The sequence below is a fragment of the Pseudomonas sp. A-B-19 genome, from assembly GCF_019947515.1.
GTDB lineage: Bacteria > Pseudomonadota > Gammaproteobacteria > Pseudomonadales > Pseudomonadaceae > Aquipseudomonas.
The window spans coordinates 329900-354986 of record NZ_JAGYGN010000002.1 but is presented as its reverse complement, the minus strand read 5'-3'; the positions used below and the strand labels follow the sequence as shown (position 1 = coordinate 354986).

The following is a 25087-nucleotide window of genomic DNA, read 5'->3' as shown; positions in this document are numbered from 1 at the left end:
GTTTTGGAGGCGCTTCGCACCTCAACGGGAGCAAGCTCCCTCGCCACAGAACCTGTCTTCATTGCTTGCGGGATTCGGCAGCCTTGAGGACTTTTTTCGGGAGGACTTTCAGATAAGAATTGGCACAACCGATCCTCAGCGTACGGGCCGGCGCCCAGCGGGAGTTATTGCCCACCCGGTCGAGAATGCAGTACGTCACTTCCAGCCGCAGGTCTTCGCCGGCTTCGAGGATGATGGCCGGCGGTATCCAGACCTGGATCGGCCGGCCCACATCAGCGGGCTTGAGCCGTGGCAGATCCATGCGCACATCCCCCCAGCGCAGGGTGATTTCGTCGTCGACAGCCATGTTCAGGTACGGCTCGATGGTCAAGGGAACACCGCGTTTGACCTGGCTCGGATTGACCCCCTGACGGCGAATCGCCTCGGGAATGTCCACCGGTGCCAGGCACTGGTTTTCATCGCCGTACAGCGCGCAGGGTTGGCCACCTGGACAGTCGAGTTTGATCTGCACGTTGCGGCTGGCCGATATCGCCGGGCCGCGGCCAACCTGCATGACCCGGTAGTGAATGCGCGAGGTACCGTTGGCGACAAAACTTTCAGGCACCCGCAGTTGCACCGGTTGGCCGACATCACTGGCCGTCAGCACGCGGGAGGCCACGTAGCAGTTATCCCATAACAGTTCGATCAGGTCGCCTGCGTCCATGGCGGGGTAGGGTGCCACATCGATCAGCAGGTGCGCCGCGCAAGTGACGTTGATGCCGGTCTTGTTGGATTGCGCCAGGGTCGGGGCCGCAAGCCCGGGTTTGTTCGAGGTGCTTTTCATGAAGTCTCCTTGAAGTCTTGCAACGAAGTCCGTTTCTGGAATATCAAAAACTGAAAATCGAACAGAAAAACCGCTCATTACTTCGAGCTGAAATAATGAATTAAGCGTGATGAAAGTCGCTGGGTGGAGACTAGATAAGAGTCAGGAAGATCAGGTGTCAATAAGATTTATTAGTGAGGAGTGATGTGTGCCGTTATTCAGAAAGTTCCTACGATCCCAAGTAAGTAAACCCTATCCTTGCGTCGAATTTTTCTTCTGAAAGCAGGGAAATACGGGCGATCATGTGCAAGTCATCGGCTCTGTCCTGCGAAGGGAGATCTGATCGGATCAGCACTGTTTAATTGCTGATGTGCCTATATATGTACCGCACGCACGTACAGAATAGGCATGTCGAATAGTGGGGTTTAGTTTGGTATTAATCAGGCGTATATCGAGGGGTGGTCACTTCCATCCATGGAAGTTTACCGTTGTTGCGCAGGGTTGTTAGTTGTGGCCGTTATTCAGGAACTTGCTCAGGAACTGTTGGGTTCGCTCTTCTTTCGGGTTGGCAAACAACGCCTTCGCTTCGCCTTGCTCGACGATCACACCCTTGTCGAAAAACACCACACGGTTGGCCACGTCCCGGGCAAAGCCCATTTCGTGGGTAACAATCACCATGGTGCGCTTCTCTTCGGCCAGGCCGCGGATGGTCGCCAACACCTCGCCCACCAGTTCCGGGTCGAGGGCCGAGGTGGGCTCATCGAACAGGATCACTTCCGGCTCCATCGCCAGCGCCCGGGCAATCGCCACACGCTGTTGCTGACCACCGGAGAGGCGACGCGGGTAAGCGTCCTCCTTGCCTGCCAGACCGACTTTGGCCAACAGTTTTTTACCCAGGGCAACGGCGTCGGCGTGCGGAGTCTTCTTGACCACGATCGGGCCTTCGATGACGTTTTCCAGCGCCGTGCGATGGGGGAACAGGTTGAAGTTCTGGAACACGAAACCTACGTGCTGGCGCAAACGCCGCACCAGGCTCTGCTGCTGGTTCAGGGGGCGGCTGGTATCGACCTCGATATCGCCGACCTTGATCCGGCCGCTGGTGGGTTCTTCCAGAAAATTCAGGCAGCGCAGGAACGTGGTCTTGCCCGAACCGCTAGGGCCGATGATCGCAACCACCTCGCCTTCCTTGACCTCAAGATCGATGCCGTTGAGCACGACTTGACCCTTGAACTGCTTTGTCAGTTTTTCCACGACAATCATCGGGTCAGGACTCCTGGTCGTGCCGATTGACCCGCGCTTCCAACTGGTTCTGCAGGTGCGAAAGCACCGTGGCCAGGACCCAGTAGATCAGTGCGGCGGCAAGATACATGGTGAAGATTTCGAAGGTACGGGCGGTGATCAGCTGCGCCTGGCGGAACAGTTCCGGCACCTGGATGGTGGCTGCCAGCGCGGTGTCCTTGACCAGCGAAATGAAGCTGTTGCCCAGCGGCGGCAATGCGGTGCGCATCGCCTGCGGCAGGATGGCCCGGCGCAGGGTCTGCGCACGGGTCATGCCGATACTGGCAGCGGCTTCCCACTGGCCGCGCTCGATGGAGCTGATCGCGGCACGCAGGATTTCACAGGCGTAGGCGGCCATGTTCAGCGAGAAGCCGATCAGGGCCGCTGGCAGCGGATCGAGTTCCAGACCCAATTGCGGCAAGCCGTAATAGATCACGAACAGTTGCACCAGCAACGGCGTGCCGCGAAAGAACGACACGTAGATGCGGGCGATCCAGCTCACCAGTTTGAAGCGCGACAGGCGCATCAGCGCCAGGCCGAACCCCATCACCAGGCCGAAGAACATTCCGCCCAGGCTGAGGATCACCGTGTAGTACGCGCCCTTGAGCAGAAAGGGCACGGAGTCCAGTGCGAGTTGGAAAGCGTCTCCCATTATTGAGTGACGTCAGCGCTGAAGTATTTTTCCGACAGCTTTTTCAGCGTACCGTCGGCCCGCAGCTTATCGATGGCTTTGTTCACCGCGGCCAGCAGTTCAGGCTCGCCTTTGCGCAGGGCAATGCCGGCCTCCTGACGGGAGAACGCATCGCCGGCGGCGGTGGTGTCCTTGGCCTTCTTGGCATATTCCAGCGCGGCCAGGCGGTCGATCAGAATGGCGTCGATACGGCCGACACGCAGGTCCTGGAACTTGGTCGGATCATCTTCGTAGGTGCGGATGTCAGCGGTCGGCACATTCTCTTTCACCCACTGTTCGTAGTTGGTGCCCAGGCCAACGCCGACTTTCTTGCCGCCCAGATCGGCAGCGGACTTGATGTTCAGTTCAGCGGCTTTCTTGGTCAGCACCAGTGCCTGAATCCCGGAAACGGTGTAGGGCTCGGAGAAGTCGTACTTCTTCTTGCGTTCTTCGGTGATGGTCACCTGGTTGATCACTGCGTCCAGACGCTTGGATTCCAGGGCAGCGAGGATGCCTTCCCATTTGGTCGGCTGCAGCTTGACCTTCACGCCCAGCTCTTTGGCCAGGGCTTCGGAGAACTCGACTTCGAAGCCGGCCAGTTTGCCGTCGGCGTCGACGAAACTGAACGGTGGGTAGGTGCCTTCCAGGCCAACGTTGATCACGCCTTTGTCCTTGATTTGTTGCAGTTGCTCACCGGCAACCGCCTGGCCAATCAGGCCGGCGCTCAGTGCCAGGCCCAACGAGCCCACCAGCAGATTGCGACGTAGTGCGGAAAAATTCATGACAAGCCCCTGTGTTTTCTTATGGAAGACGCTTTAAAAAGTTGGCAAATTCGGGATTTTGACGACTGCGATATCCTGCACTAAAGCAGCGTATGCGTCTCGTTACAAATTCGCCTGCGGCGTGACTATAAGACGACACGGTTAGATAATAAAATAATAAATATTCTATTTGTTATTCATTAATCTTATATATCAAGATGAATTGCTTTCGCTGGCAAGCCAGCTCCTACAGGGACAACGAGAACAATGTAGGAGCTGGCTTGCCAGCGAAAAGGCTCCAGTGCGGTTACAGAAAATCTTTGTAGGCAAACAACGCCGGCGCCCCGCCGGTGTGCAGGAAGATAATCGGGCCTTCGTCGAAACGCTGACGCCCGATCCCGTCCAGCAAGCCCGCCATGGCCTTGCCGGTGTAGACCGGGTCCAACAGCAAGCCTTCCTGACCCGCCAGCAGCTTCACCGCCGCCAGTGTCCCGGCGTTCGGTTCGCCATAACGCGGGGCGAAATACTCATCCCACAACTCGACCTTGAAAGCGTCCGGCAGGTTCACGCCCAGCAGCTCGGCAGTGCGTTCGGCCAGGCCTTGAACCTTGGGCCGCTGATCTTCATCGCTGCGCGAAACCGTCACGCCGATCACTGGCAGATCCGGTAGTGCTTCACTCAAGGCCAGTGCCAGGCCGCTGTGAGTACCGGCGCTGCCCGAGGCCAGGACCACGGCGGCGAACTTCAAACCGGTGTCCTTGATCTGTTCGGCCAGTTCCAGCCCGGCGCGCACGTAGCCCAGAGCGCCCAGGGCATTTGAACCACCGATCGGCACCAGATAGGGCTTCTTGCCGTTGCTGCGCAGTCGGCCAGCCAGGGCTTGCAGTTGTTCGTCGGCGTTGTCGAGGTTTTCCACCAGTTCGACCTTGGCATCGAACAGGTCGAGCAGCAGCCGGTTGCCGTTGCCGGTGTAATTGCTGTCGTCAGTGCCCAGAGGATTTTCCAGAAGGGCTACGCAGCCCAGACCCAACTTGGCGGCAATGGCGGCCGTCTGGCGTACATGGTTCGATTGCAACGCGCCGGCGGTGATCAAGGTGTCGGCACCCTGGGCCAAGGCATCGGCGGCCAGGTATTCGAGTTTGCGCAGCTTGTTGCCGCCCATCGCCAGCGGCGTCAGGTCATCGCGCTTGACGTACACGTCGCGGCCCAGCCAGGTCGACAGGCGTTCGAGTTTTTCCAGGGCGGTGGGCTGACCGAGCAGGTCGAGGCGGTTAAAGCGGGCGAGTTGTTGTTTGATCATGGGTCCGTACTGGCCGTGGAGGATTTCAGGACTATAGGCAGGCCCCAAAGCCTGGGCAACCTTCAATCGCTTATAGCCATTCGAACTGAGCACAGCATTATTGGTTCTTAATTTGCCTTGCGACCCTTGCCGTAAAGTAATCGCCGTCAGTGCGACCAGACAGTCCGGTCGCCCGTGAGGAGTTTTTACCGTGAGTGAGCGTTCCAGCCATTGGCAATTGCAGACCATCGTCAGCCAGCTGCGCACGGCACGCGAACAGTGGCGTGCACAAAACGGCCGGGCCAGCGGCGAGCAGGGCGGTCGTGAATTGCCTTCCCGCGCAGCCATGGCGGAGATTCTCGAAGCCCTGTGCGGCGCGCTGTTCCCGATGCGCCTGGGGCCGGTTGACCTGCGCGAAGAAAGCGAAGACTTCTACGTCGGTCATACGCTGGATGTGGCGCTCAATGCGCTGTTGGCCCAGGCGCGACTCGAATTGCGTTACGCCGCGCGCCACAGTGCCCAGGCCGATACCGAGGTCGAAGCCCGGACCATCCAGATCATTCAGGACTTCGCCCTCGCTTTGCCCGGGTTGCGCAGCCTGTTGGACACCGACGTGCTGGCGGCCTATCACGGCGACCCGGCGGCGCGCAGTGTCGATGAAGTGCTGTTGTGCTACCCGGGGATTCTGGCGGTGATTCACCATCGTCTGGCCCACCATTTGTACCGCGCCGGGCTGCCGCTGCTGGCACGGATCAGTTCGGAAATCGCCCACTCGGCCACCGGTATCGACATTCACCCCGGCGCGCAGATCGGCCGCAGTTTCTTCATCGACCATGGTACCGGCGTGGTGATCGGCGAAACCGCGATCATCGGCGAGCGCGTGCGGATTTATCAGGCGGTGACGTTGGGCGCCAAGCGCTTCCCGGCAGACGAAGACGGCCAGTTGCAGAAGGGTCAGCCACGGCATCCGATTGTCGAGGATGACGTGGTGATTTATGCCGGGGCGACGATTCTCGGCCGGATCACCATCGGTCAGGGTTCGACCATCGGCGGCAATGTCTGGCTGACCCGTAGCGTGCCGGCGGGCAGCAACCTGACCCAGGCGAATCTGCAGCATGATGATGGGGCGCAGAAGTAGGGCCGCGACATTTCTGTTGATCATTACGCCGCCTTCGCTGGCAAGCCAGCTCCTACAAGGTTTGTGCCGTTTGCGAAATTTTCATCCGACACAAACACCCGTAGGAGCTGGCTTGCCAGCGAATGGTCTCAAGGCGAACCCAGCCATTTTCCACGTAACGACTCCTCCAGATTCCGCCCCATACCCCTCCTTGAGCTAGTGTAGGAAAGCTACCGCCGAGCCCTGCGATTAGTCCTTAGCCCCCTATCCATGTTTAACTTGAACGTTCATTCAAGTTAAACCGGCGGTTCGCTGCCCGCTCACAACAGGAGGCTTGCCTTTGCTGAGTCCGATTTCTACAGCCACGTTTTTCCCCTTCGAGGTGCACCGTACATGAGTGCATCGTCCATCCCTCCAAGCGGTCTGATCCGCATGAATCCGCCGGTATTCTGGTTCTCGGCGAGTTTCATTCTGTTGTTTGGTGTCGTTGTCATCGCCATGCCCGAGCAGGCCGGTGCCTGGTTGCTGGCGGCGCAAAACTGGGCGGCCAACACGGTCGGCTGGTATTACCTGCTGGCGATGACCCTGTATCTGGTCTTCGTGGTGGTCACCGCCTTGTCCGGCTATGGCAAGATCAAGCTCGGTGCCGACCACGACGAACCCGAATTCAGTTACCTGTCCTGGGCCGGCATGCTGTTCGCCGCGGGGATCAGCATCACTCTGTTTTTCTTCTGTGTGTCCGAGCCGTTGACCCATATGCTGCAACCGCCCCAGGGCGAGGCCGGTACGGCAGATGCGGCGCGCCAGGCGATGCAGATTCTGTTTCTGCACTGGGGCCTGCATGGCTGGGGCGTGTTCGCCTTTGTCGGCATGGCGCTGGCTTACTTTGCCTACCGGCATAACCTGCCACTGGCCCTGCGTTCGGCGTTGTATCCGCTGATCGGCAAGCGCATCAACGGCCCGATCGGTTACGCGGTGGACGGCTTCGGCATCATCGCCACGGTGTTCGGTCTCGGTGCGGACATGGGCTTCGGCGTGTTGCACCTCAACTCGGGCCTGGACTACCTGTTTGGCATCGCCCACACCCAATGGGTTCAGGTTGGCCTGATCACCTTGATGATGGGCGCAGCGATCATCGTTGCCGTATCCGGCGTCGACAAGGGCGTGCGGGTGATGTCCGACATCAACATGCTGCTGGCCTGTGCGTTGTTGCTGTTTGTGCTGTTCGCCGGCCCCACGCAGCACTTGCTCAACACGCTGATCCAGAACGTCGGCGACTATCTCGGCGCCTTGCCGATGAAGAGTTTTGATCTGTACGCCTACGACAAGCCCAGCGACTGGCTGGGCGGCTGGACGGTGTTCTACTGGGCCTGGTGGATCGCATGGTCGCCGTTCGTGGGCCTGTTCATCGCACGGATTTCCCGTGGCCGGACGATTCGCGAATTCGTCTTCGGCGTGCTGTTGATTCCCCTCGGTTTCACCCTGGCGTGGATGTCGATTTTCGGTAACAGCGCCATCGATCAAGTGCTCAACCATGGCATGAGCGCGCTCGGCATGTCGGCCATCGACAATCCGTCGATGACGCTCTACTTGCTGCTGGAAACCTATCCGTGGAGCAAAACCGTCATCGCGGTCACGGTGTTCATCAGCTTCGTGTTTTTTGTCACCTCCGCCGACTCCGGCACCGTGGTGCTGTCGACGCTGTCTGCCAAGGGCGGCAATCCCGATGAAGACGGGCCGAAATGGCTGCGGGTGTTCTGGGGCGCGATGACTGCGCTGGTGACCAGTGCATTGCTGTTCTCGGGCAGCATCGATGCGTTGAAGTCGGCGGTAGTTCTGACCTCGCTGCCGTTCTCGTTGATTCTGCTGTTGATGATGTGGGGGCTGCACAAGGCGTTTTATCTGGAGTCGCAGAAGCAGATTGCGCAGATGCACTCATTGGCACCGGTGTCCGGATCACGGCGGGGCGGCTGGCGTCAGCGTTTGAGCCAGGCCGTGCATTTCCCGTCGCGGGACGAGGTTTATCGCTTTCTCGATACGACGGTGCGCCCGGCGATTGAAGAAGTGTCTGCCGTGTTCCGGGAGAAGGGCTTGCATGTGGTGACGCATCCCGATCCGGCGACTGACAGCGTCAGCCTGGAGATCGGCCACGGCGATCAACATCCGTTCGTTTATCAGGTGCGGATGCGCGGCTATTTCACGCCGTCGTTTGCCCGTGGCGGCATGGGCTCCAAGCAACTCAACAATCGCCGTTACTACCGCGGCGAAGTGCATTTGAGCGAGGGCAGCCAGGACTACGATCTGGTGGGTTACACCAAGGAGCAGATCATCAACGACATCCTCGACCAGTACGAGCGACACATGCAGTTTCTGCATCTGGTGCGTTGATCGCGGGCAGGGCGCCGGGGCTTTTCAGCTCTCGGCGTTCAGGACCATGAACAGCACCAGTGCCGCCACCGGAATGCTGAACACCATCGTGCCGATCCCCAGTTCCGTACTCAATGCCTGGCCGGCGGTCACCACGCCGATGACGCCGTTGATCACTGTCAACGCCAGCCACAGCACCACGAAACTGTAGGTGAGTGTCTGACGGCTGAAGCCGAGTTTCTCGCCGATGAACAGCATCATCGCGAGCAGGACCAGGCCGAAGGTGATGATGATCGTGGTGTGCATGGCTTCTTCCGTCCTTGCGATCGCTATCGCGTCTTCGTTGCTTTGGCGACTTTGTTCCTGCCAAGCCTGATTGTGCAAGTGCGCCGTCAGTCTGAGAGAGGGAGTCAGTCATCGCCATGATCGACTAATATTGTTCTGAGTGTGTATGGTGTGTATTGTTATCGCGCTTCGCCGCTTAAAGTACGCAGCCATTGCTGTCGAAAAAAGGCGAAGGACATGCGTAGCCGGGAAATGATCAGGATGATCGAAGACGATGGTTGGTATCTGGTGGCTGTAAAAGGTAGCCATCATCAGTACAAGCATTTGTGCAAGCCGGGAAGAGTGACGATCAAACACCCCGACTCGGATCTTCCTAAAGGAACGATCAACAGCATATTGAAACAGGCGGGTCTGAAATGAAGCCCGTCATCGAATACGAAAGTCCCAATGAGGACACATCACAGGAAGGATTTATCCACATGCAATTTCCGGTCGTTCTGCACAAGGATGCCGACTCAGAGTACGGCGTAATCGTCCCGGACGTGCCGGGATGTTTTTCGGCTGGTAGCACTGTGGCGCAGGCACTCGAAAGCGTGAAAGAGGCGTTGTCCCTGCATTACGAGGGGCTGGTCGCCGATGGCGATGCATTGCCGCAGGTTCGTGAGATCGATGCTCATCTCGATAACCCCGATTACGCCGGCGGTGTGTGGGCAGTAGTCGAATTCGATATCACGCCCTATTTCGGCAAGTCGGTGCGCTTCAATGCCACGCTGCCTGAGCAATTGCTTGAGCGAATCGACCAAACGGTCAGGCGGGATCAGCGATACAGTTCCAGATCAGGATTTTTGGCTGCTGCCGCCTTGCGCGAACTGTCGGCGTAAAGGGGCGGAGTTGGTCGAAACGTCGGGGGCCGATTAAATAAAAATGTGAAACGTTTCAGCAATTCATCGAGTCTCAAGTTTTTTGGCGTTTGTCCGGGCGTATGCTGGGCGACTGGCGAAGCAGTCGAGACCAGATTCAAGACCGACAAGAGAGGATTCGATGACTTACACCGCTGCCGAAAACCGCTACGACTCCATCCCTTATCGCCGCGTGGGCCGCAGCGGGCTGGTGTTGCCGGCGCTGTCCCTGGGCCTGTGGCACAACTTCGGCGACAGCACGCCGATCGATACCCAGCGCGCGTTGTTGCGTACGGCGTTCGACCTGGGCATCAACCATTTCGATCTGGCCAACAACTATGGCCCACCGTATGGCAGCGCCGAGATCAACTTCGGCCGTTTGCTGCGCGAAGACTTCAAGCAGTACCGCGACGAGCTGATCATTTCCAGCAAGGCCGGTTGGGACATGTGGCCCGGTCCTTACGGTCAGGGTGGCGGTTCACGCAAGTACGTACTGGCCAGCCTCGACCAGAGCCTGCAACGCCTGGGTGTGGATTACGTCGACATCTTCTACTCCCACCGTTTCGACCCGGATACGCCGCTGGAAGAAACTGCCAGCGCACTCGCGACAGCGGTACAACAGGGCAAGGCACTGTACATCGGCATCTCTTCGTACTCCGGGGTGAAAACCCGCGAAATGGCGGCGCTGCTCAAGGAGTGGAAAGTCCCGTTGTTGATTCACCAACCGGCCTACAACCTGCTCAATCGCTGGGTGGAAAAAGACCTGCTGGACACCACCGAAGAACTCGGCACTGGCGTGATCGCCTTCACCCCGCTGGCCCAGGGATTGTTGACCGATAAATACCTCAACGGCGTGCCGGCGGATGCGCGGGTCAATCGTCCGGGCGGTGGATCGTTGCAGGCGTCGCATTTGTCCGAGGCCAACATTGCCCAGGTGCGGGCACTCAACGAAATCGCCAAACGACGTGGCCAGAGCCTGGCGCAGCTGGCGCTGGCCTGGACCCTGCGCGATCCACGGGTGACTTCGGCGCTGATCGGTGCGAGCCGGCCGGAGCAGATCATCGAGAACGTCGGGGCGTTGAAGAACCTGAGCTTCAGTGCAGAGGAACTGGCGGAGATTGACCGCTTTGCCCAGGAGGGCGGGATCAATCTTTGGGAGAGGCCTTCGACGGCGGAGTAACCCTAAAAAGCAAAAGATCGCCGCCTTCGGCAGCTCCTACAGGATCAATGTTCGACCGTAATATTTGCGGCGAACGCAGTCAATGTAGGAGCTGCCGAAGGCTGCGATCTTTCTTACCGGTGCCGATTAGTTGCTGATCGCCAGAATGCTCGCCTGATACGCCCCGACAAACACATCGAAATCACCGACTTCGTTCTGTTCCAGCTCAGCCTGCTCAGCCAGCGACGAACGCGCCCGCTCTTCAAATTTCGCCTGCTCCTCAGCCGGCAACGGCTCGCTGCGGAAATACTCGGCATGGGCCTGGCTCTGGCGCAGGGAGAACTGGGCAAAGCTCTCCTTGTGCTCGGCCATGGACACCAATACCTGGGCCGATGGCGTCAGGGATGGGTCCTGGACCTTGGCCATTTGGGCGTCCAGCGCCTTGCTGTGGGCATCGCCGCCATGGCTCTGGTCGAGCATCGCCGCCAGAGGAGCAATTTTCTCCAGCAACTCGCCGGCCCATTCCTTGAGGTCAACCGGCTGGCCGTCCCGTTGCAGTTGCAGGCCCGGACGACGACCTTCCTTGACCACGCTGAGGAAGTTCGAGGTCGCGTTGCCGCAACTGGTGTTGGTCAGCAACGGGCTGTCGTTGAGCGCGCAGTACAGCAGGAACGCATCGAGGAAGCGCGACTCGGTGAGGTCGATACCCATCGGCAGGAACGGGTTGATGTCCAGGCAGCGCACTTCAACGTACTGGATGCCACGGGCCATCAGTGCCTGGATCGGGCGTTCGCCGGTGTAGGTCACGCGTTTCGGGCGGATGTTGGAGTAGTACTCGTTTTCGATTTGCAGGATGTTGGTGTTGAGCTGTACCCACTCGCCATCCTGGTGGGTGCCGACTTCGACATAGGGTGCATACGGCGTGGCCACCGCTTTGCGCAGGCTGTCGGTGTAGCTGTTCAGGTCGTTGTAGCACGGCGTCAGGCCGGCCTGGGCGTTGCTCTGGTAACCCAGGTCGCTCATGCGCAGGCTGGTGGCGTAGGGCAGGTACAAAGTCTGCGGATCCAGTTGCTCCAACTGGTGCGGACGACCGCGCAGGAAGCCGGCGTCCAGTGCGGGTGAAGCACCGAACAGGTACATCAGCAGCCAGCTGTAGCGGCGGAAATTACGGATCAGCGCGATGTAGGACGACGACTGAAAGTCGCGGTCGGTGCCGACAAAGCCTTCGGCCTGCCTGAGCAGCGGCCAGAGTTTTTCCGGCAGGGAAAAGTTGTAGTGGATGCCGGCAATGCATTGCATGGTCTTGCCGTAACGCAGGGCCAGGCCCTTGCGGTACACGTACTTGAGCTTCCCGATATTGGACGTGCCGTACCAGGCGATCGGGATGTCTTCCTCGGCCGGCAATGGGCACGGCATCGACGGGCTCCACAGGTACTCGTTGCCGAGCTTGCTGTAGGCAAAGCGGTGAATGCTGTCCAGGCTCGCCAGCGTATCGGCAGGGTCGGGCAGGGCCGGAGTGATGAACTCCAGCAGCGACTCGGAGTAGTCGGTGGTGATTTGTTCATTGGTCAGCGCGGAACCCAGGCTTTCCGGGTGCGGCGTTTGCGCCAGGCGACCTTCGCCGGTCACGCGCAGGCATTCACGTTCGATGCCGTGAAGGCACTGTTCGAGCAGAGAGAGGTTAGCGCGCTCGCCGAGCAGAGCCAGGCGGCGGTTGAGAAGTTCGCTCAAGTTGGATTCCTTCACGCGTCAGTCGCCCCAATATGGGGGTGGGCAAGACGGTCTACAAGGGTGAAGTTAAAACTGGCGTTTTCGCCTGGTTTTTCTCGCCGCACAGGCCATGTGCCGGTCAGTCGGTAACTGCACAATCCCTGTGGGAGCGAGCTTGCTCGCGATGAGGGTTTATCAGTCAACATTATTGTCATCTGACACACCGCCATCGCGAGCAAGCTCGCTCCCACAGGTTTCATTGCGCCGAAATTAACTCAAATCGATGACATCCATCTACAGGACAGCGAACGTGCCTTGTGCTTTTGCGACCAGTTTGTCGCCCTGCATCACATCGGCTTCGACTACCAGTGTGCGGCGACCCGGGTGAATCACCCGCGCCGTGCACATCACCTCGCCGTCGGCGACGGCGCGGATGTAGTTGATCTTGCACTCGATGGTCGCGCTTTGCTGGTCAAAGCCGTGGGTGCTGGAACAGGCCAGCCCCATGGCAATGTCCACCAGGCTGAACAAGGCCCCGCCGTGCAGCTTGCCGCCGCGATTGCGCAGCTCCGGCTCCAGCGCCAGGGCGACTTGCGCCACCCCGGTTTCCAGATTGTGCAAGCGGCAGCCCAGCAGTTTGAAAAATGCGCTTTCGGTCAGCCCGGCGGGAATGTCCATCAGCGTTTCTTCAACTGCTTGGCATTGGCGAATAGCGAAGCCATGGCGTTGCTGCTCGGGGCCGCTGTCGTGGTTTCCTTGCGTGGTGCAGTGTTCTGGGACTGGCGTGGCGCCGACCCCGGACGCGCGCCGCGGGCACCGTCGATTTTCTCGCCCGGGGTGTCGCTCATGCGCATCGACAGACCCACGCGTTTGCGCGGGATGTCGACTTCCATGACCTTCACTTTCACCACGTCACCGGCCTTCACCGCTTCCCGTGGATCCTTGATGAACTTCTCCGAAAGTGCGGAGATGTGCACCAAACCGTCCTGATGCACGCCGATATCGACGAAGGCACCGAAGTTGGTCACGTTGGTCACCACGCCTTCGAGGATCATGCCCGGTTGCAGGTCCTTGAGGTCTTCGACGCCTTCCTGGAACTCGGCGGTCTTGAACTCGGGACGCGGGTCGCGGCCTGGCTTATCCAGTTCCTGGAGGATGTCGGTGACAGTTGGCAAACCGAAGGTTTCGTCGGTGAATTTTTTCGGGTCCAGGCGCTTGAGGAAACCACTGTCGCCAATCAGCGAACGAATATCGCGATCAGTCTCGGCAGCGATACGCTGCACCAGCGGATAGGCTTCCGGGTGTACTGCGGAGGCGTCCAGGGGATTGTCGCCGTTCATCACGCGCAGGAAGCCGGCGGCCTGTTCGAAGGTTTTTTCACCCAGGCGGGCGACTTTCTTCAGCGCAGCGCGGGTTTTGAACGCACCGTGCTCGTCACGGTGGCTGACGATGTTCTGCGCCAGGGTCGCGTTGAGACCGGAGATCCGTGCCAGCAGCGCCACGGAAGCGGTGTTCACGTCCACGCCGACAGCGTTCACGCAGTCCTCGACCACCGCGTCCAGGCCACGGGCCAGTTTCAGCTGTGACACGTCGTGCTGGTACTGGCCGACACCGATGGATTTCGGATCGATCTTCACCAGCTCCGCCAGCGGGTCTTGCAGGCGACGGGCAATCGATACCGCGCCACGGATCGACACGTCGAGATCCGGGAATTCCTTGGAAGCCAGCTCCGATGCCGAGTAAACCGATGCGCCGGCCTCGGAAACCATGACCTTGGTCATTTTCATGGCCGGGTATTTTTTGATCAGCTCGGCGGCCAGCTTGTCGGTCTCGCGGCTGGCGGTCCCGTTGCCGATGGCGATCAGGTCCACCGAGTGCTTGGCGCACAGGGCGGCGAGCACGGCGAGGGTCTGGTCCCACTTGTTGTGCGGCACGTGCGGGTAAACCGTGGCGTGATCCAGCAGCTTGCCGGTGGCGTCGACCACGGCGACCTTGCAACCGGTGCGCAGGCCCGGGTCGAGGCCCAGGGTGGCGCGCGGGCCGGCCGGGGCCGACAGCAACAGGTCGTGCAGGTTGTGGGCGAAGACGTTGATCGCTTCGGTTTCCGCGCCATCGCGCAACTCGCCCAGCAGGTCGGTTTCCAGATGGGTGTAGAGCTTGACCTTCCAGGTCCAGCGCACCACTTCGCCCAGCCATTTGTCGGCGGCGCGGTTCTGGTTCTGGATACCGAACTGCTGGCCGATCATGCCTTCGCATGGGTGCATGGTGCCCGGCAGTTCGTCGCCGACTTTCAGCGCGGAGCTGAGAATGCCTTCGTTGCGGCCACGGAAAATCGCCAGCGCGCGGTGCGACGGCATGCTTTTGAGCGGTTCGTCGTGTTCGAAGTAGTCGCGGAACTTGGCGCCTTCCTCTTCCTTGCCGGCAATCACGCGGGCACTGAGGGTGGCTTCCTGCTTGAGGTAGTTGCGCAGCTTTTCCAGCAGGCTGGCATCTTCGGCGAAGCGCTCCATCAGGATGTATTTGGCGCCTTCGAGGGCCGCCTTCACATCGGCCACGCCTTTTTGCGCGTCGATGAAGCGTGCGGCTTCGGTTTCCGGGCTCAGGGACGGGTCGTTGAACAGGCCGTCGGCCAGCTCGCCGAGGCCGGCTTCCAGGGCGATCTGACCCTTGGTGCGGCGCTTCTGCTTGTACGGCAGGTACAAGTCTTCGAGACGGGTCTTGGTGTCGGCGAGCTTGATGTCGCGTTCAAGTTGCGGGGTCAGCTTGCCCTGCTCCTGAATGCTGGCGAGGATGCTGATACGCCGTTCGTCGAGTTCTCGCAGGTAGCGCAGGCGTTCTTCCAGATGACGCAATTGCGTATCGTCGAGGCTGCCGGTCACTTCTTTCCGGTAACGGGCGATGAAGGGAACGGTAGAGCCTTCATCGAGTAGCGCGACGGCCGCTTCGACCTGTTGTGGGCGTACACCGAGTTCCTCGGCGATGCGGCTGTTGATGCTGTCCATAAAACCACCTGACAAATTGTGAAAGCAGGCTCGCAGGCGCGCAAATAGGGCCTTCGCGAGTCTGGTTGAGCGGCCTGGCCAGCGCCGCTGCCTGGATCGACAGGCATTGCGTTGACCCGTGAAATCGAACAATTACTGCTGACGCGACAAAAATAAATCGCGTCCGTCTGTAGTACCTGTCTGATGTTGCCTGACACAAAAGGCCGGGCATTATAACCAGCGTTACGGCATTCGGGGGGCATCGCGGGTTGCCGGCGCAATGGCCGGTTTTCTGGCGGTATAGGAAAAATCTGCTAACAATGCACACGGTGCGTATAACGGCAGCTACGCCATAATGCGCGCCGAGATCAAAGGGAGCATCCAATGAGCAGCACTGCACAAACTGCTGAAGGCGAAAAAATTCTTATCGTTGACGACGATCCGGGGCTGAGCAGCCTGCTGGAGCGTTTTTTCGTCAGCAAGGGCTACCGCGCCCGCGCCGTACCGAACACCGAGCAAATGGATCGTCTGCTGGCGCGCGAAGTGTTCAACCTGGTCGTCCTCGACCTGATGTTGCCCGGCGAAGACGGCCTGACCGCTTGCCGCCGTCTGCGCAATGCGAACAACCAGATTCCGATCATCATGCTCACCGCCAAGGGCGACGAGCTGAGCCGTATCAAGGGCCTGGAGCTGGGCGCCGACGATTACCTGGCCAAGCCGTTCAACCCCGATGAGCTAATGGCTCGCGTCAAGGCGGTGTTGCGTCGCCAGTCGGCTCCGGTGCCAGGTGCGCCAGGCAGCGAAGACGAAAGCGTGACCTTCGGTGACTACGAGTTGTCCCTGGCCACCCGTGAGCTCAAGCGCGGCGAAGAAGTGCACATGCTCACCACCGGTGAGTTCGCTGTACTCAAGGCCCTGGTGATGAACGCCCGTCAGCCGCTGACCCGCGACAAATTGATGAACCTGGCCCGTGGCCGTGAGTGGGATGCCCTGGAGCGTTCCATCGATGTGCAGATTTCCCGTCTGCGCCGGATGATCGAACCCGATCCCTCCAAGCCGCGTTACATCCAGACTGTCTGGGGCGTGGGTTATGTGTTTGTTCCGGATGGTACCGCCACCAAGTGATTGGCGATTTGTAGGAGCGGGTCATGCGGACAACGGATCAGTCGATCCTGTCCGCAGACTCGCGATCCGCAATATGCGAGCATTGCTCGCTCCTGCAAGTGTTTAACGGCTATCCATGAAAACCCCCGTTTGGTTTCCCCAGAGCTTCTTCTCTCGCACCCTTTGGCTGGTGCTCATCGTCGTTCTCTTTTCCAAGGCGCTGACCCTGGTTTATCTGCTGATGAACGAAGACGTGTTGGTGGACCGTCAATACAGCCACGGTGTCGCCCTGGTGCTGCGTGCCTACTGGGCGGCCGATGAAGAGAACCGCGCAAAGATTGCCGAAAGTGCACCCCTGATTCGGGTAGTGGGCGCCGGTGTCCCGGAAGGCGAGCAACATTGGCCATACAGTGAGATTTACCAGCGACAGATGCAGACCGAGTTGGGGCCGGACACCGAAGTGCGATTACGCATGCATTCTCCCCCGGCACTGTGGGTTCGTGCTCCGAGCCTGGGTGAAGGCTGGCTGAAAGTGCCGCTGTATCCGCATCCGTTGCGCGGTCAGAAAATCTGGAACGTGCTCGGCTGGTTCCTCGCTATTGGCCTGCTGTCCACCGCTTCGGCCTGGATCTTCGTCAGCCAGCTTAACCAGCCGCTCAAGCGCCTGGTGTATGCCGCGCGGCAACTCGGTCAGGGCCGTAGCGTGCGCCTGCCGATCAGCGATACGCCGAGTGAGATGACCGAGGTTTACCGCGCCTTCAACCAGATGGCCGAAGACGTCGAGCAGGCCGGTCGCGAACGCGAGTTGATGCTGGCCGGGGTGTCCCACGACTTGCGTACGCCGTTGACCCGCTTGCGCCTGTCCCTGGAATTGATGGGCGATCGCACCGACCTGACCGACGACATGGTGCGCGACATCGAAGACATGGATGCGATTCTCGATCAATTCCTGGCGTTCATTCGCGACGGGCGTGACGAGTCGGTGGAAGAGGTTGACCTGATCGATCTGGTCCGCGAAGTCGTTGCGCCCTACAACCAGAATGAAGAGAAAGTGCGGCTGCGCCTGGAGCCGATCCAGCCGTTTCCATTGCGTCGTGTGTCGATGAAGCGGCTGTTGAACAACCTGATTGGCAATGCGCTGCATCATGCCGGCAGCGGTGTGGAGGTGGCGGCGTATGTATCCGGGGACACCAGCGCACCGTATGTGGTGTTGAGCGTCATGGACCGTGGCGCCGGGATCGATCCGGCGGAGCTGGAGGCGATTTTCAACCCGTTCACCCGCGGTGATCGTGCCCGCGGTGGCAAGGGCACCGGGTTGGGATTGGCAATCGTGAAGCGGATTGCTTCGATGCATGGCGGCAACGTTGAGCTGCGTAACCGCTCGGGTGGAGGGCTGGAAGCGCGGGTGCGGTTGCCGTTGGGGCTGATGTTGCCGCGGGATGCCGTTTAAGACCTGATTTTTTCAGTGGGGCTGATGGCCCCATCGCGAGCAAGCTCGCTCCCACATTGAATCGCATTGGATGCTAAATTTGCATCCACTTATATCCACTGTGGGAGCGAGCTTGCTCCGGGCGGCGTTCCGACGATGGCGGCATCCCTGCCGCCACGAGGCTCGAGGTTTAACCCTTGCCCTTGGTCCGCGTCATATTCGGCCCACCATTCTTCTCCAGATGCTCGATGATGATCCCCGCGACATTTTTCCCCGTGGTGGTCTCGATCCCCTCGAGCCCCGGCGACGAGTTCACTTCCATCACCAGCGGCCCGTGATTGGAGCGCAGGATATCCACTCCCGCCACCGCCAGCCCCATGACCTTCGCCGCACGCAACGCTGTCATGCGCTCTTCGGGTGTGATCTTGATCAGGCTCGCGCTGCCACCGCGATGCAGGTTGGAGCGGAACTCGCCGGGTTTGGCCTGGCGCTTCATCGCCGCAATCACCTTGTCACCGACGACGAAGCAGCGAATGTCGGCACCACCGGCTTCCTTGATGTATTCCTGAACCATGATGTTCTGCTTGAGGCCCATGAACGCCTCGATCACCGATTCCGCGGCCGTGGCGGTTTCGCACAGCACCACGCCGATGCCTTGGGTGCCTTCCAGCACCTTGATCACCAACGGCGCGCCGTTGACCATTTCGATCAGGTCGGGAATGTCATCGGGGGAGTGGGCAAACCCGGTCACCGGCAAACCTATCCCGCGACGAGACAGCAATTGCAGCGAACGCAGCTTGTCCCGCGAACGGGCAATGGCCACCGATTCGTTGAGTGGAAATACCCCCATCATTTCGAACTGGCGCAGCACTGCGCAGCCATAAAAGGTCACGGACGCACCGATCCGTGGAATCACTGCATCGAAACCCTCCAGCGGTTTGCCGCGATAGTGGATCTGAGGCTTGTGGCTGGCGATGTTCATGTAGGCGCGCAAGGTGTCGACCACCACCATTTCATGGCCACGCTCGGTACCGGCTTCGACCAGGCGGCGGGTGGAATACAGACGCGGGTTCCGCGACAGCACAGCGATCTTCATGCAACACCTGTGGAGGAGGTAGATACCGGGAACACCGGCTTGTCTTGTACATACTTGATGCCCGGATTGACCACCAACTGGCCGTGGATCAGGGCTTTGGAGCCGAGCAACAGGCGATAACGCATGGACTTGCGGCAGGCGAGCGTGAACTCGACCCGCCAGACCCGATCACCAAGGGCCAGGGTGGTGCTGATCACGTATCGCACCTGCGCGTGACCGTTTGAGCTTTTAATGGTTTTCCTTGTCACCAGCGGTGCTTCGCAGCGACGGTGACGCAACTGCACTACCGTGCCCAGGTGTGCCGTGAAACGCACCCACTGCTCGCCGTCGCGCTCGAACGGCTCGATTTCGGTGGCGTGGAGGCTTGAGGTGCTGGCACCGGTGTCGATTTTTGCCCGAAGGCCGGCGACTCCCAAATCAGGGAGCGCCACCCACTCGCGCAGACCGACAACGGTCAAATGGTCAAATGTCTTCAAAGTTGCTCAACCGGTAGAAACCACGGTGGCCGCAGGCGGCCGAATTCGCGGTATTCACGCAGAATAATGGTTAAAAGGCGACAGATATCTACGGCCTGGATTTCCAGCCACGCAAGGAGGTTATGGAATGTCAGTATTGTAGCTCGGGCCGGTGAAATTCTTGGTACGACAGAAACGGTAGTACAGTTCACCAATATTTCAGAATGAGGAAATTCCATGGCACAAAAAAGCGAAGAGGACGACAAAGTCCGTCTCGATAAATGGTTGTGGGCTGCGCGTTTTTACAAAACCCGGGCCTTGGCCAAAGCGGCGATTGAAAGCGGCAAGGTGCATTGCCGGGGGGAGCGCTGCAAGCCCGGCAAGGAACCACGTATCGGCGATGAATTCGTGATTCGTACCGGTTTCGACGAGCGCACGGTGGTGGTCCAGGCGCTGTCGATCGTGCGCCGTGGCGCGCCGGAAGCGCAGATGCTGTACGCCGAAACCGAAGCCAGCATCGCCAAGCGCGAAAACGCCGCCGCCGAGCGCAAAGCAGGCGCTCTGGGTGTGAGCACCGATGGCAAACCGAGCAAGAAACAGCGGCGGGATCTGTTCAAGTTTCGTGGCAGCAGCAACGAATGATTGACCGGTTCCGTCGATCACTCAAACAGGCAAAGACTTGTAATTGTGCTTGCGCGTAGCCATATGGGGTAATTCGCCTATCCTGCATGAGCCATTGGCCGTGCCATTCGTCGTAAAGCGCGCACAGTCGTCGGCCTGTAAGCCATAACCAGGCAGCAAGACGCTATGGCCAAGGCGTAACCTCGAATTCTGTAATCACTTTTGTCACCACTTCAGATACCCAGACTTATGACCGACCTACCGGATAACGACTTCACCCAACGCTTCATCTTCGATGACAGCGACACCCGTGGCGAGCTGGTCTCTTTGGAACTCAGCTACGCCGAAGTCCTGGCCAAGCACGCCTACCCGCAGCCGGTCGCACAACTGCTCGGCGAGCTGATGGCGGCTGCATCCTTGCTGGTCGGCACGCTGAAGTTCGATGGCTTGCTGATCCTGCAGGCCCGCTCCGAAGGCCCGATTCCGCTGCTGATGATCGAGTGCTCCAGCGAGCGCGATATCCGTGGCCTGGCCCGTTACGACGCGGACCGCATTGCCCCCGACGCTACCCTGGCCGATCTGATGCCGGATGGTTCGCTGACATTGACCGTCGACCCGGAACAGGGCCGACGCTACCAGGGCGTCGTCGATCTGGATGGCGAAACGTTGTCCGACTGCTTTACCAACTACTTCGTCATGTCGCAGCAGATTGGCACGCGTATCAAGCTCTGCGCCGATGGCCGCCGCGCCCGTGGCCTGTTGCTGCAGCAACTGCCCGCCGACCGCCTTAAAGACGAAGAGGAACGCGCTGCCAGCTGGCAGCACCTCACCGCATTGGCCGCCACTCTGACCGCCGATGAACTGCTGGGCCTGGACAACGAAACCGTGCTTCATCGCCTCTACCACGAAGAGCAGGTGCGTCTGTTCGATGTGCAGAAGATGCGCTTCCGCTGCAGTTGCTCGCGCGAGCGTTCGGCCAATGCGCTGGTCAGTCTGGGTAAGGAAGATGCGCAGCAATTGGTCATCGAGCACGGTGGCAACATCGAAATCGATTGCCAGTTCTGTAACCAGCGCTACCTGTTCGACGCCGCCGATGTCACTCAATTGTTCGCCGGTGCGGGCATCGAGACACCGTCAGATACCCGTCACTAAAACGGTTCAGCGCAGGTAAATTCACTGCCTTGTGCCGGATTAACGCCGTTACGACAGGAGGGGCCTACTCTTTTTGGGCTTTTCTGGCATAATCCGGCCCACTTTTTTCGCGGTAGTAGTGCACGACTTTCTACTACAAAAACGTTTGGAGCACTCGGCCACTGGCCGACGGGGAACCTCATGACGCAAGCCAATAACGCCGTGTACACCGATCTGAGTGTTGATGATCTGGTCAAAGAAGCCCTCAACCGCGGTGAAGGCGAGCTTGCCGATACCGGCGCACTGGTTGTTCGTACCGGTCACCGTACCGGCCGTTCGCCAGTCGATCGTTTCATCGTTGAAGAGCCAAGCACCCAGGCCGCCATCGCCTGGGGCCCGATCAACCGCAAGTTCCCGGCCGACAAGTTCGACGCCCTGTGGGCTCGCGTCGAGGCGTTCAACAACGCGCAAGAGCATTTCGTTTCCCACGTGCATGTTGGTGCGGCTTCCGAGCACTACCTGGCCGTGAAGATGACCACCCAGACCGCCTGGCAGAACCTGTTCGGCCGTTGCCTGTTCATCAACCCGGCTCAGTACAACCCGGCGGGTCGTGAAGAGTGGCAGGTGCTTAACGTTGCCAACTTCGAATGCGTGCCAGAGCGTGACGGCACCAACTCCGACGGCTGCGTGATCCTCAACTTTGCACAGAAGAAAGTGCTGATCGCCGGCATGCGTTACGCCGGTGAAATGAAGAAAGCCATGTTCTCGGTGCAGAACTTCCTGCTGCCGGCTGCCGACGTACTGCCAATGCACTGCGCCGCCAACATCGGCGAAGAGGGCGACGTGACCCTGTTCTTCGGTCTGTCCGGCACCGGTAAAACCACCCTGTCCGCTGACGAAAGCCGTTACCTGATCGGTGATGACGAGCACGCTTGGGGCGAAGGCGTGGTGTTCAACATCGAAGGCGGTTGCTATGCCAAGTGCATCGACCTGTCCGAGAAGAACGAACCGGTTATCTGGAAAGCCATCAAGCACGGCGCAGTCCTGGAAAACGTCGTCATCGATGACGCCAAGCACGCCGACTACGCCGATGTCAGCCTGACCCAGAACAGCCGTGCCGCCTACCCGCTGGAGCACGTTGCCAAGCGTTCCGAGAAGAACCTCGGTGGCGAGCCGAACGCTGTGATCTTCCTGACTTGCGACCTGACCGGCGTGCTGCCGCCAGTGTCGATCCTCAACGAAGAACAAGCGGCCTACCACTTCCTGTCCGGTTACACCGCGCTGGTCGGTTCGACCGAAATGGGGTCGGGCAGCGGCATCAAGTCGACTTTCTCCACCTGCTTCGGCGCACCGTTCTTCCCGCGTCCGGCTGGCGAATACGCTGAGCTGCTGATCAAGCGCATCCGCGGTTTCGGCTCCAAGGTCTACCTGGTCAACACCGGCTGGACCGGCGGTGGCTACGGCGTCGGCAAGCGCTTCAACATCCCGACCACCCGCGCCGTGATCGCAGCGATCCAGAGCGGCGCGCTGATCGGTGCCGAGACCGAGCACCTGGACACCATCAACCTCGACGTGCCAGTGGCCGTACCGGGCGTTGAGACTGGCCTGCTGAACCCACGCAACACCTGGGCCGATGTAGCCGCCTACGACGAAGCCGCCAAAGCACTGGCCGGCCTGTTCATCGAGAACTTCAAGAAGTTCGAAGTGAGCGACGCGATCAAGGCTGCGGGTCCAAAGCTGTAAGGCTGGATTGAGCTAACGAAGAAGCCGCCCCTCGGGGCGGCTTTTTCGTGCGTGTCGTTACAGGCCTTCCAACTCCTGCGTGTCCCAGCGTTGGGCCTTGATGGCCCGAAAGAGCATGCCGATGGTCAAAGGCACCTTCTCGCCGCGACCCTTGGCTTTTCGCTTTAGATTCACGTCAAAGCCGTCGGGCTGGAAATAGCGATAACTGTCGAAATCCACGAAATCGATGACGAAGTGGTCTTCCAGGGTTTCGATCAAATGCCGGGCGTCTGCACCATTGCAGCCCAGGTCAAAATTGATCGAGGTACCGAGGCTGATGGTTTTGCGTTCGGGCAGGCCGATTTCTTCGTGCAGCAGTTGCATGAGTTGCTGCATCAAGTGGTCGTCGGGGAAGTTGGGGGCGAGGTTCATTGCGTAGGTTCCGCTAATCGAAATGCAGGCGCCATATTATCCTGCTCACGTTTCGACAGTCCCAAAGCCCCCGCTAGTGTTGGCCATTGGCTGACAACCTCTTTGAAGCTGTCGATGATGTTTTCTGCATCCGCGCGACTGACCCGAAAATACTCCGCGACTTCCCGGGCCAGCTCCAGATCCAGGGCGTTGTCGGTATCGGTGATGTTGAGCTTCAAGCCGTCAGCGTGAGCCACCGGGTTCATGTCATAGGCGGCAGACAATCGCCATCCCCGACCCGGATCAAGGATAAAACCATGGTTGCGCAGGTGGTCGTCGGTGTTGGAGACCAGGATGTTGAACACAATTCGAGACCACAACTCTCGCAGGTCTGCTTTGGTTTCAGAGCCGTGTTCCATGAGCACTTCGGCCAACTCAAGGTAGCTCGCACCGACGGACGCGTCGTCAACGTCAACTCGGTCGGTCATGGTCATGGCTGAGGCAAAATGCAATCGGCCACCCCGTTCGGTGCGATCGAAGCGCTTGACCATGAAGCAGTGATGGTCGCTGGCATAGCGTCGGGCGATGCCGGTCGCGACGCGCAAGCCACAATGATTGGCCAAGGCATTGACCACCAGTTCCCAGGCGCCTATGTCGTAGTCATCGCGGGTGCTGGGGAACTTGGCAATCCACAAGTGCCCCTGCTCGTCTGCAACACTGGCCTTGGGGCGGGCGCCACCCAGTGAGCCTCCAGGTGCGATCAGCATTCTCAGCCACTCGCGGCCATCGAGTGAGGTGTTGTCCGGATCGTTTTCCAGAGCTCGGCTTGCTTGTTCCAACGTCCGCAGCTCAATGAACGGTGGGGCGGCCACGCCATCACGATCATCGAGAAAGTTGCCTTGGTCATTGAGTTTGTAGCGGATCGCACCGACCCGATAGAGGTCATGCACGCCTAACAGGAAATCCGACTCGTAGAGCTTGCTGCCTTTGGCAGCCAAACCGTCGCGAATATCGCGCTCCAGTCGCCGCTTCATCAACAGTTGGCCCCATCGATCCGGGCTTGAATCAGCGAACACGCCAAATCGGCTTTGGTGCTGCCCCGGAAACTGACGACCTTCATAGAGCCCGATTCGAGGGTCCAGCGGTGTGAAGTTCAACTCAGGATCCGCTAGCGCAGCGGCGTCGTATTCAAATTCGAAGACGTCCGTGGAGCGGGCCTTTCGGGCATGCAAGAAACCGAGACGTCTGGGCCCTTTCAAGGATTCCCAATCGGCATACACCGCAATCTGCGTCATTTTTCACCTGTCGCGGGCTTGGTTTTTTTCTTGGTCAACAGACTGGAAAGTGAGTGGGTGTTGAAGGGGAAGTCAGCGGATAGATCTTCTGTGTGGGTGGTACTTTCAATCACTCCAGTGTCTTTTTCAGGTATTGGAGAGGCTTTTTTTGCTGTGCTTATTCTGCGTACTCGTCGGTTCGAGTCTTTGGCTGAGGTTGCCTTGGGTTTGAGTTGTGCGTCCTGCAGTTGCCGCCCCACTTCATCGGTTGCCGCGAGTTTGTTCAAGTCTTTTTCCAGACCCAGAACTTGCATGACAGACAGGTAGGCGCCGATGGTCACCCCTGAACCACCTGATTCCAGAGAGCGCAAGGTTGTCAGTGACATGCCCGACCTCTCGGCGACTTGTTTGGCTGTGAGTTTGCGGCGAAGTCGAGCGAGTTTCAGTCGCTCGCCGAACTCGGAAAGCAGTCTGGAAGCGGCGGGCAAGAGTGGAGCTGTCTTCTTGGCCATGTGCCAATATTCCTTCATTAAGGT

Annotated in this window: 24 protein-coding genes; 10 read left to right on the top strand and 14 right to left on the bottom strand. The window is 59.4% G+C overall.

All coding sequences use genetic code 11. From position 1 onward, the window contains the following. Positions 1-58: 58 nt before the first annotated feature. From KGA81_RS03735 to KGA81_RS03715, 5 genes are all read right to left on the bottom strand, one after another. Positions 59-823 (bottom strand): hypothetical protein, encoded by a 765-nt coding sequence (locus KGA81_RS03735; RefSeq protein WP_223544624.1) that lies wholly within the window; start codon positions 821-823, stop codon positions 59-61. Positions 824-1306: 483 nt separating this feature from the next. Beyond that, on the bottom strand, positions 1307-2062 hold the full coding sequence (gene tcyN, locus KGA81_RS03730; RefSeq protein ID WP_223544623.1) for an L-cystine ABC transporter ATP-binding protein TcyN: 756 nt from the start codon (positions 2060-2062) through the stop codon (positions 1307-1309). Positions 2063-2066: 4 nt separating this feature from the next. Continuing rightward, positions 2067-2732, bottom strand: a complete 666-nt coding sequence (gene tcyL, locus KGA81_RS03725) for a cystine ABC transporter permease (RefSeq protein ID WP_223544622.1) — start codon at positions 2730-2732, stop codon at positions 2067-2069. Next, complete coding sequence (gene tcyJ, locus KGA81_RS03720; RefSeq protein WP_223544621.1) at positions 2732-3532, bottom strand: cystine ABC transporter substrate-binding protein; 801 nt, start codon at positions 3530-3532, stop codon at positions 2732-2734. Before tcyJ ends, tcyL begins: the two co-directional genes overlap by 1 nt. A gap of 286 nt (positions 3533-3818) precedes the next feature. Further along, positions 3819-4811, bottom strand: a complete 993-nt coding sequence (locus KGA81_RS03715; protein ID WP_223544620.1) for a D-cysteine desulfhydrase — start codon at positions 4809-4811, stop codon at positions 3819-3821. 190 nt (positions 4812-5001) lie between these two features. On the opposite strand from KGA81_RS03715, the gene epsC reads away from it, so the two are divergent. Together epsC and betT are read left to right on the top strand one after the other, a co-directional pair. Continuing rightward, a complete protein-coding gene (epsC, locus tag KGA81_RS03710) occupies positions 5002-5928 on the top strand; it encodes a serine O-acetyltransferase EpsC (RefSeq protein ID WP_223544619.1) in 927 nt (308 codons plus the stop codon). Between the two features lie 411 nt (positions 5929-6339). After that, entirely contained in the window at positions 6340-8295 is a 1956-nt protein-coding gene (betT, locus tag KGA81_RS03705; RefSeq protein ID WP_223544640.1) for a choline transporter BetT, read from the top strand. 24 nt (positions 8296-8319) lie between these two features. Here betT and KGA81_RS03700 read toward each other — a convergent pair whose 3' ends face one another. Then, entirely contained in the window at positions 8320-8580 is a 261-nt protein-coding gene (locus KGA81_RS03700) for a hypothetical protein (protein ID WP_223544618.1), read from the bottom strand. Between the two features lie 216 nt (positions 8581-8796). Here KGA81_RS03700 and KGA81_RS03695 point away from each other — a divergent pair, with 216 nt between their 5' ends. The 3 genes from KGA81_RS03695 to mgrA all read left to right on the top strand — a co-directional run bounded on the left by KGA81_RS03695 (position 8797) and on the right by mgrA (position 10638). Next, positions 8797-8979, top strand: coding sequence for a type II toxin-antitoxin system HicA family toxin (locus KGA81_RS03695; protein ID WP_223544617.1), 183 nt, complete (start codon positions 8797-8799; stop codon positions 8977-8979). Beyond that, complete coding sequence (locus KGA81_RS03690) at positions 8976-9440, top strand: type II toxin-antitoxin system HicB family antitoxin (RefSeq protein ID WP_411736534.1); 465 nt, start codon at positions 8976-8978, stop codon at positions 9438-9440. Before KGA81_RS03695 ends, KGA81_RS03690 begins: the two co-directional genes overlap by 4 nt. A gap of 160 nt (positions 9441-9600) precedes the next feature. Further along, positions 9601-10638, top strand: a complete 1038-nt coding sequence (mgrA, locus tag KGA81_RS03685; protein ID WP_223544616.1) for an L-glyceraldehyde 3-phosphate reductase — start codon at positions 9601-9603, stop codon at positions 10636-10638. A gap of 126 nt (positions 10639-10764) precedes the next feature. On the opposite strand, the gene gshA is transcribed toward mgrA, so the two are convergent. The 3 genes from gshA to KGA81_RS03670 form a co-directional block, all read right to left on the bottom strand. Then, positions 10765-12348: a glutamate--cysteine ligase gene (gene gshA / locus KGA81_RS03680; protein WP_223544615.1), complete on the bottom strand. Its 1584-nt coding sequence runs from the start codon at positions 12346-12348 to the stop codon at positions 10765-10767. A gap of 273 nt (positions 12349-12621) precedes the next feature. Next, positions 12622-13005, bottom strand: a complete 384-nt coding sequence (locus KGA81_RS03675) for a PaaI family thioesterase (protein WP_223544614.1) — start codon at positions 13003-13005, stop codon at positions 12622-12624. After that, a complete protein-coding gene (locus tag KGA81_RS03670; RefSeq protein ID WP_223544613.1) occupies positions 13005-15329 on the bottom strand; it encodes a Tex family protein in 2325 nt (774 codons plus the stop codon). The genes KGA81_RS03675 and KGA81_RS03670 overlap by 1 nt, the downstream gene beginning before the upstream one ends. Positions 15330-15692: 363 nt before the next feature. Here KGA81_RS03670 and ompR point away from each other — a divergent pair, with 363 nt between their 5' ends. After that, on the top strand, positions 15693-16433 hold the full coding sequence (gene ompR, locus KGA81_RS03665) for a two-component system response regulator OmpR (protein WP_007972873.1): 741 nt from the start codon (positions 15693-15695) through the stop codon (positions 16431-16433). Between the two features lie 115 nt (positions 16434-16548). Continuing rightward, the gene (locus tag KGA81_RS03660) at positions 16549-17862 is read left to right on the top strand and encodes an ATP-binding protein (protein WP_223544612.1); all 1314 of its coding nucleotides are present in this window, start codon (positions 16549-16551) and stop codon (positions 17860-17862) included. Between the two features lie 169 nt (positions 17863-18031). Here KGA81_RS03660 and rimK read toward each other — a convergent pair whose 3' ends face one another. Continuing rightward, on the bottom strand, positions 18032-18937 hold the full coding sequence (gene rimK / locus KGA81_RS03655; RefSeq protein ID WP_007972871.1) for a 30S ribosomal protein S6--L-glutamate ligase: 906 nt from the start codon (positions 18935-18937) through the stop codon (positions 18032-18034). Continuing rightward, positions 18934-19395: an ATP-dependent zinc protease gene (locus KGA81_RS03650; protein ID WP_177413322.1), complete on the bottom strand. Its 462-nt coding sequence runs from the start codon at positions 19393-19395 to the stop codon at positions 18934-18936. Before KGA81_RS03650 ends, rimK begins: the two co-directional genes overlap by 4 nt. Positions 19396-19629: 234 nt before the next feature. Here KGA81_RS03650 and KGA81_RS03645 point away from each other — a divergent pair, with 234 nt between their 5' ends. From KGA81_RS03645 to KGA81_RS03635, 3 genes are all read left to right on the top strand, one after another. Continuing rightward, a complete protein-coding gene (locus KGA81_RS03645) occupies positions 19630-20034 on the top strand; it encodes an RNA-binding S4 domain-containing protein (RefSeq protein WP_223544611.1) in 405 nt (134 codons plus the stop codon). A gap of 228 nt (positions 20035-20262) precedes the next feature. Then, the gene (hslO, locus tag KGA81_RS03640) at positions 20263-21165 is read left to right on the top strand and encodes an Hsp33 family molecular chaperone HslO (RefSeq protein WP_223544610.1); all 903 of its coding nucleotides are present in this window, start codon (positions 20263-20265) and stop codon (positions 21163-21165) included. A 180-nt stretch (positions 21166-21345) separates the two neighbouring features. After that, positions 21346-22887 carry a phosphoenolpyruvate carboxykinase gene (locus tag KGA81_RS03635; protein ID WP_223544609.1) on the top strand — a complete coding sequence of 514 codons (1542 nt, stop codon included), beginning with the start codon at positions 21346-21348 and terminating at the stop codon, positions 22885-22887. Between the two features lie 57 nt (positions 22888-22944). On the opposite strand, the gene KGA81_RS03630 is transcribed toward KGA81_RS03635, so the two are convergent. Genes KGA81_RS03630 through KGA81_RS03620 form a run of 3 tightly spaced genes read right to left on the bottom strand, consistent with a single transcriptional unit; the run spans position 22945 to position 25063 of the window. Continuing rightward, on the bottom strand, positions 22945-23298 hold the full coding sequence (locus KGA81_RS03630; RefSeq protein WP_223544608.1) for a DUF1493 family protein: 354 nt from the start codon (positions 23296-23298) through the stop codon (positions 22945-22947). After that, entirely contained in the window at positions 23295-24572 is a 1278-nt protein-coding gene (locus KGA81_RS03625; RefSeq protein ID WP_223544607.1) for a type II toxin-antitoxin system HipA family toxin, read from the bottom strand. Before KGA81_RS03625 ends, KGA81_RS03630 begins: the two co-directional genes overlap by 4 nt. Next, a complete protein-coding gene (locus KGA81_RS03620) occupies positions 24569-25063 on the bottom strand; it encodes a helix-turn-helix domain-containing protein (RefSeq protein WP_223544606.1) in 495 nt (164 codons plus the stop codon). The genes KGA81_RS03625 and KGA81_RS03620 overlap by 4 nt, the downstream gene beginning before the upstream one ends. Between the last annotated feature and the right edge of the window lie 24 nt (positions 25064-25087).

Excerpts from the sequence above, each read along its gene's own strand:
- ompR (WP_007972873.1), top strand. The coding sequence starts at position 15,693 with ATGAGCAGCACTGCACAAACTGCTGAAGGCGAAAAAATTCTTATCGTT.
- KGA81_RS03695 (WP_223544617.1), top strand. The coding sequence starts at position 8,797 with ATGCGTAGCCGGGAAATGATCAGGATGATCGAAGACGATGGTTGGTAT.
- KGA81_RS03645 (WP_223544611.1), top strand. The coding sequence starts at position 19,630 with ATGGCACAAAAAAGCGAAGAGGACGACAAAGTCCGTCTCGATAAATGG.
- KGA81_RS03735 (WP_223544624.1), bottom strand. The coding sequence starts at position 823 with ATGAAAAGCACCTCGAACAAACCCGGGCTTGCGGCCCCGACCCTGGCG.
- rimK (WP_007972871.1), bottom strand. The coding sequence starts at position 18,937 with ATGAAGATCGCTGTGCTGTCGCGGAACCCGCGTCTGTATTCCACCCGC.
- KGA81_RS03635 (WP_223544609.1), top strand. The coding sequence starts at position 21,346 with ATGACGCAAGCCAATAACGCCGTGTACACCGATCTGAGTGTTGATGAT.
- KGA81_RS03620 (WP_223544606.1), bottom strand. The coding sequence starts at position 25,063 with ATGGCCAAGAAGACAGCTCCACTCTTGCCCGCCGCTTCCAGACTGCTT.
- KGA81_RS03625 (WP_223544607.1), bottom strand. The coding sequence starts at position 24,572 with ATGACGCAGATTGCGGTGTATGCCGATTGGGAATCCTTGAAAGGGCCC.
- KGA81_RS03690 (WP_411736534.1), top strand. The coding sequence starts at position 8,976 with ATGAAGCCCGTCATCGAATACGAAAGTCCCAATGAGGACACATCACAG.
- KGA81_RS03700 (WP_223544618.1), bottom strand. The coding sequence starts at position 8,580 with ATGCACACCACGATCATCATCACCTTCGGCCTGGTCCTGCTCGCGATG.
- tcyL (WP_223544622.1), bottom strand. The coding sequence starts at position 2,732 with ATGGGAGACGCTTTCCAACTCGCACTGGACTCCGTGCCCTTTCTGCTC.
- KGA81_RS03670 (WP_223544613.1), bottom strand. The coding sequence starts at position 15,329 with ATGGACAGCATCAACAGCCGCATCGCCGAGGAACTCGGTGTACGCCCA.
- KGA81_RS03715 (WP_223544620.1), bottom strand. The coding sequence starts at position 4,811 with ATGATCAAACAACAACTCGCCCGCTTTAACCGCCTCGACCTGCTCGGT.
- KGA81_RS03675 (WP_223544614.1), bottom strand. The coding sequence starts at position 13,005 with ATGGACATTCCCGCCGGGCTGACCGAAAGCGCATTTTTCAAACTGCTG.
- betT (WP_223544640.1), top strand. The coding sequence starts at position 6,340 with ATGAATCCGCCGGTATTCTGGTTCTCGGCGAGTTTCATTCTGTTGTTT.
- tcyJ (WP_223544621.1), bottom strand. The coding sequence starts at position 3,532 with ATGAATTTTTCCGCACTACGTCGCAATCTGCTGGTGGGCTCGTTGGGC.
- tcyN (WP_223544623.1), bottom strand. The coding sequence starts at position 2,062 with ATGATTGTCGTGGAAAAACTGACAAAGCAGTTCAAGGGTCAAGTCGTG.
- KGA81_RS03630 (WP_223544608.1), bottom strand. The coding sequence starts at position 23,298 with ATGAACCTCGCCCCCAACTTCCCCGACGACCACTTGATGCAGCAACTC.
- mgrA (WP_223544616.1), top strand. The coding sequence starts at position 9,601 with ATGACTTACACCGCTGCCGAAAACCGCTACGACTCCATCCCTTATCGC.
- hslO (WP_223544610.1), top strand. The coding sequence starts at position 20,263 with ATGACCGACCTACCGGATAACGACTTCACCCAACGCTTCATCTTCGAT.
- KGA81_RS03660 (WP_223544612.1), top strand. The coding sequence starts at position 16,549 with ATGAAAACCCCCGTTTGGTTTCCCCAGAGCTTCTTCTCTCGCACCCTT.